2 protein-coding genes are annotated in these 6,092 nt (G+C 73.2%); both read right to left on the reverse strand.

The window, feature by feature from the left end:
- A partial coding sequence (locus ACLEQD_RS34905) for a type I polyketide synthase (RefSeq protein WP_410390052.1) occupies nt 1–3,307 on the reverse strand: 3,307 nt, incomplete at its 3' end.
- Between the two features lie 39 nt (nt 3,308–3,346).
- Nucleotides 3,347–6,092, reverse strand: a 2,746-nt coding sequence (locus ACLEQD_RS34910; protein ID WP_410390054.1) for an SDR family NAD(P)-dependent oxidoreductase, incomplete at its 5' end; no start/stop codon positions are given.

Consider the following 6,092-nt stretch of genomic DNA (forward strand, 5'->3'; position numbering starts at 1 on the left):
CCGCCAGCCGGTCCGCCACCGCGCCCGCGCCGCCGGGCACCACGTCCACGAAGCGGCAGGCGAGGTTCGGGTACTCCTGCGGCAGCACGCGCGTGGGGCCCACCAGCAGGGCCCGCTCCGGCAGCTGGGAGTCCGCCTGCTCCACGCGGGCGGCGCGGCTGGTCACCACGGACCAGGTGAGGGGCTCCAGGTGGCCCGTCTCGCTCAGGGCGCGGGCGAGGAACAGCTGGCTGTGGAAGCCCAGGTCCAGCGACTTCTCCATCAGCGCGGGCTCGCGCGACAGGCTCCACAGGTGCACGACGTTGGAGAACGCGCGGCCCTGCTGCTTCAGCGCCTCCAGCACCGAGCAGTAGTCCTCGCGGCGCTTCGGATCCACCGTGAACGTGCCGTCCGGGCGCTGCTCGAAGCGCGCGCCGGGGACGACGCGGAAGACGTCCCCGCCCAGCTTCGGCGCCAGGGCCTCCGCCACGCCGGTGTCGTCCGCGAGCACGAGCCAGCCCGCGCCCGCCGCGTCCTTCGCCTTGGGCAGCGGGGACAGCTTCCACGACGGCGCGTAGAACCAGTCCGCCACGTCCGCGCGCTTCGCCAGCGACGCGGGCGCGTCCGCGCGGGCACCTCCGCCCAGCGGCCTCGCGTCGATCCAGTAGCGCTCGCGCTGGAAGGGGTAGGTGGGCAGCGGCACGCGGCGGCGCTGCTCGTTCGCCGCGAAGCCCTTCCAGTCCACCGTCACGCCGCCCAGCCACAGCCGGCCCAGCGCGCCCATGAGCACCTGGAGGTCCAGCGTCTGCTCGCGAGGGTGACGCGTGGAAGCGACGAGCACGCGGCCCTCCGCGCCCGGCTGCTGCTTGGAGAGCGTGGTGAGCACCGTGCCCGGGCCCACTTCCAGCAGGGCCGCCTGCGGCCACTTGCGCGACAGCTCCTGGAGGCCCGCGGAGAAGCGCACGGCCTGGCGCAGGTGCGTGGCCCAGTAGTTCGGGTCGGTCGCCTGCGCCGCCTCGATCCAGGTGCCCGTCACGTTGGACAGGAAGGGCAGGGTGGGGGCGTTGAGCTTCACCTGCCGCACGCGCGCGGTGAAGGGCGCGAGGATGGGGTCCATCATCGCGGAGTGGAACGCGTGCGACGTGTGCAGCCGCGACACCTCCACGCCCAGGCCCTCCAGCTTCGCCTGGAGCGCGTCCACCGCGTCGGTGGGGCCGGCCACGACGGTGAAGCCCGGCGCGTTCACGGCCGCCACGCTGATGTTCGCGGGGAGCAGCGGCTTGAGCGCGGACTCCTCCAGCTTCGCGGACAGCATGGAGCCCGAGGGCAGGGACTGCATCAGCTTGCCGCGCGCGGCCACCAGCGCCAGCGCGTCGTCCAGGGTGAACACGCCCGCGAGGCACGCGGCCACGTACTCACCGATGCTGTGCCCCAGCATCGCGGAGGGCTTCACGCCCCACGCCATCCACAGCTTCGCCAGCGCGTACTCCACGGCGAAGAGCGCGGGCTGCGTCAGCTCCGTGCGCGTCAGCGCCTGCGTCGCCGCTTCCGCCTTGGAGGCCTCCGGGAAGAGGATGGTGCGCAGGTCCAGGCCCAGGTGCGGCGTCAGCTTGTCCGCGCACGCGTCCAGGTGCCGCTTGAGCGTGGGCTCGGACGCGTACAGGTCGCGCGCCATGCCCACGTACTGCGAGCCCTGGCCCGGGAACAGGAAGGCCACCGGCCGCTCGTGCACGTCCGGCGTCTGCGTCCACAGGCGGGGGCTGCCCTCCACGTCCAGCGCGGCCATCGCGTCGTCGCGGTCGCGGCACACCAGCACGCGCCGCTTCGCCATGGCCTGACGGCCCGTCTGGAGCGTGAAGGCCACGTCCGCCAGCGCCTGCGCGGGGTGCGCCTTCAGGTGCGCGGCCAGGTTCTTCGTCGCCGCATCCAGCGCCGCGTCGCTCTTCGCGGACAGCACCAGCAGCTGCGCGGGGCGGGACGCGCCGGACGGCGGCAGGGCCGGGGCCTCCTCCAGCACGATGTGCGCGTTGGTGCCGCCCACGCCGAAGGAGCTCACGCCCGCGCGGCGCGGGTGCTTGGGGTTCGCCTGCCAGTCGGTGAGCTTCGTGTTGACGAAGAACGGGCCGCCCGAGAACGGGATCTCCGGGTTCACCTCCGTCACGTGGAGGCTGGGCGGAATCTGGCGGTGCTCCAGCGTCAGCACCGCCTTGATGAGGCTGGAGACGCCGGCCGCGTTGGCCAGGTGGCCGATGTTGCTCTTGAGCGAGCCCACCGGAATCTTCGGCGGGGCCGCCTTGGCCGCCGCGGAGCGGAACTTGAAGGCCTTGTTGAGGGCGCGCACCTCGATGGGGTCGCCCATCTTCGTGCCGGTGCCGTGCGCCTCCAGGTAGCCGATGGTCTCCGGGGCCACGCCCGCGGCGCCCAGGGCCTCGGTGATGACGGTGGCCTGGCCCTCCACGCTGGGGGCGGTGAAGCCCACCTTCAGCGCGCCGTCGTTGTTGATGGCGCTGCCCTTGATGATGGCGTGGATGTGGTCGCCGTCCTGGATGGCGTCCGCCAGCCGCTTGAGCACCACCACGCCCACGCCGCTGCCGAACACCGTGCCCTCCGCCTTCGCGTCGAACGCGCGGCAGTGGCCGTCCGGGGACACGATGCCGCCGGGCACGAAGGGGTAGCCCTCCGGGTGCTTCACGTGCACGGACACGCCGCCCGCGAGCGCCAGGTCGCACTCTTCATTCAGGAGGCTCTGGCAGGCCGCGTGCGTGGCCACGAGCGACGTGGAGCACGCGCTGGTGATGGAGTAGCTGGGGCCGCGCAGGTTGAGCTTGTACGCGACGCGGGTGGCCAGGAAGTCGCCGCCGTTGTTCACGTCCACCTGCACCTGGTCCATGCCGCTCAGCTGGTCGAAGTTGGGGACCAGGTGGAACACCAGGTACGTGTTGGTGGCCGCGCCCGCGAACACGCCGATGGAGCCGTCGAAGCCCTCCGGCGTGTGGCCCGCCTTCTCCAGCGCCTCCCACGCGCACTCCAGGAAGACGCGGTGCTGCGGGTCCATCAGCTCCGCCTCGCGGGGCGTGAAGCCGAAGAAGCCCGCGTCGAACAGCTCCATGCCGGCGAGCGCGGCGCTGACCTTCACGTGGCGCGGGTCCTTGCGCAGGACGGGGTCCACGCCCAGCTTCTCCAGCTCCGCGTCGGGCACGGGCTGGATGGACTCCACGCCGTCGCGCAGGTTCTTCCAGAAGGAGGCCAGGTCGGGGGCGCCGGGGAAACGTCCGGCCATGCCGACGATGGCGATGGCCTGCGCGTCGATGTTCGTGTCAGCGGACATGGGGTGTGCTCGGGCTTCGAAAGGTGGGGGAGGGGACGGCTACTCCTCGTCGGAGGCGCTGTCGCCCTGACGGTTCGCGCGGCGCGCACGGCGGCGCTCCCCGCGGCTGAGCGCCTCGGTCTCCTCGGGCGCGGGTTCCGTGTCCTCGGTGCCGCTGGCGGCCTTGAGCAGCTTCGCCAGCGCCCCCACGGTGGGGCCTTCGTAGAGGGTGACGGCCGGTAGCGCGACGCCGAACTGCTCGCGCACGCGGGAAATCAGCTTCACGCCGACGAGCGAGTTGCCCCCCAGCTCGAAGAAGTTGTCGTGCACGCCGACCTGGTCGATGCCCAGCGTCGTCTGCCACAGCTGGGCGATCTGCTCCTCCAGCGCGTCGCGCGGCGGCACGTAGGCGTTCTGGAGCGTGGGCCGGGGCGTGGTGCCCAGGGAAGACCCCGCCTCCTGCTTCGCCTCCGCCTTGTCCTGCGAAGCGGCCGGCTGCGCCCACTTGCGAGCGCGCGCGCGCAGGTTGCTCGTGGACACGGCCACGTGCGACACGGCGCCCAGCTGGAAGAGCTGCTCGAAGGCGTCCTCGCCCTCCGCGGCCGTGATGGCCAGCGCGCCGAACGGGCTCTGCGCGCCGCCCGCGCGGGACTCGAACTGCCACGCGTCCCAGCCCACGCTCATCCACGGCACGGGCGACGTCTGCGCCTGCTTCGTGGCGAACGCGTCCATGAACGACGTGGCCGCCGAGTACGACGCGAGCCCCAGGCCGCCCAGCACCGCCGCCAGCGACGACGACAGCACGCAGAAGTCCAGCGAGCGTCCGCGCACGGCCTCCTCCAGCGCGTACAGCCCGCGCACGCGGCCGTGGAAGGTGTCGCGCACGTCCTCCGGCCGGGTGTCCGGGATGGCGCGGAAGAGCGCCTGCCCCACGTCACCCGCCGCGAACACCACGCCGTGCAGCGTGCCGAAGTGCGTGAGCGCCTCGTCCACCGCGGCCTTCACCTGGGCCTTGTTGCCCGCGTCCACGGACGTCACGTGCACCTGGGCGCCCAGCGCCTCCAGCTCCCGCACCTGACGGATGCGGCGGGAGACGGCGTCGTCCTCGCCATGGGCGGACAGGTGCGCGTCCCACTGCGAGCGCTCCGGCAGCGCCGTGCGGCCCGCGAGCACCAGCTTCGCCTTCGCGCGCTTCGCCAGCGACTTCGCATGGGAGAAGCCCAGCGTGCCGAAGCCGCCGATGAGCAGGTACACGCCCCCGTCGCGCAGCGGCAGCTGGGCGGCGCGCGGCGCGTCCGCGGGCACGTGCTCGAAGTGCTGCACCCAGCGGGCCCCGCCCCGGTACGCGATGACGGTCTCCAGCTTGGACGGCGTGGCGGCCTCGGACAGCAGCGACTCCACCAGCGCCGTCTCCTGCCAGCTGCCGGACGGCGGCAGGCGCACGTCCACGGCCTTCGCGGACAGGTGGCCGTACTCCTGGGGAATCACGCGCACCGGGCCCAGCACCGTGGCAAGCTCCGGGCTCGGCGCCTCGTCGCCCAGCGCCTGCATGCGGTTCGTCACCGCGACCAGCGACACCGGACGCGTGCCGGGCTGACGGCCCAGGGCCTGCGCCAGGGACAGGAGCCCCAGGAAGCCCTTGCCCAGCACCGCCTCGAAGTCCGCCTCGCCGTGCGCGTCACCCAGGCCCAGCGTGCCCAGGTGCAGCACGTGGTCCGGGGCGCGGCCCTGCGGGGTGAGGGCCTCCAGCACCGTGGCCTCGCCGCCCAGCGCGAGCGACCAGTGGTGCTCGTCCTGCTTCGCGGTGACGGCGGCCGGGGTGATGCGCACCACGTCCTGGCCGGCCTCGCCCAGCTTGAGCGCGAGCCGCGCGCCCAGGCCTTCGGTGGAGTCGTCCGGGAGCAGCAGCCACCAGGTGGCCTTCTTCTCGCTCCAGGCGCCCTGCGGCGACGGCAGCGCGCGCTGCCATGACGGCAGGTAGAACCAGCGGGCCACGGGCTGCTTCTGGTCCGCGGAGGCCCACTCGGAGCGCTCGCCGTCGGCGGCGGTCTCCTTGCGCGGGTCCACCCAGTGCTTCTGACGCTCGAACGGGGACGTGGGCAGCGCGATGCGGCGGCGCTTCTCTCCGCCCCGGAACGCCTCCCAGTCCGCCTCCACGCCCTCCAGCCACAGCCGGCCCAGCGTGGCCAGCACGTGGTCCAGGTCCGCGACCTGCTCCTTCGGGTGGCGCAGCGAGTTGATCAGCGCGTGCTTCGCGCCCTTGTCCGGGTGCTGCCGCGCCAGGGTGACGAGCGTGTTGCCCGGGCCCACCTCCAGCAGGATGGCGTCGGACTCCTTGAGGAGCTCCGCCACGCCGTCCGCGAAGCGCACCGCGCCGCGCAGGTGCTTCGCCCAGTAGTCGGGGCTCGTGGCCTGCTCGGCCGTCACCCAGGTGCCGGTGACGTTGGACAGGTAGGGCTTCGCCGGCGCCTTCCGGGCCACCTTGCGCACCGCCTCGCGGAAGGCGTCCAGGATGGGGTCCATCATCGCCGAGTGGAACGCGTGCGACGTGTGCAGCCGCGAGGACGCCAGGCCCTGGAGCTTCAGCGTCTCCACGAACGCGTCGATGAGCGGCGTGGGGCCGGCGACCACGCACGTGGCCGGGCTGTTCACCGCCGCCACGGACAGGCCCTCCGGCAGCATGGGCGTGACGTGCTCCTCCGGCAGCGACACCGCGAGCATGGAGCCCGCGGGCAGCGACTGCATCAGCCGGCCGCGCGCGGCCACCAGCGCCAGCGCGTCGTCCAGGGTGAACACGCCCGCGAGG

This window comes from Corallococcus sp. 4LFB (assembly GCF_046520365.1).
Classification (GTDB): Bacteria; Myxococcota; Myxococcia; order Myxococcales; family Myxococcaceae; genus Corallococcus; species Corallococcus caeni.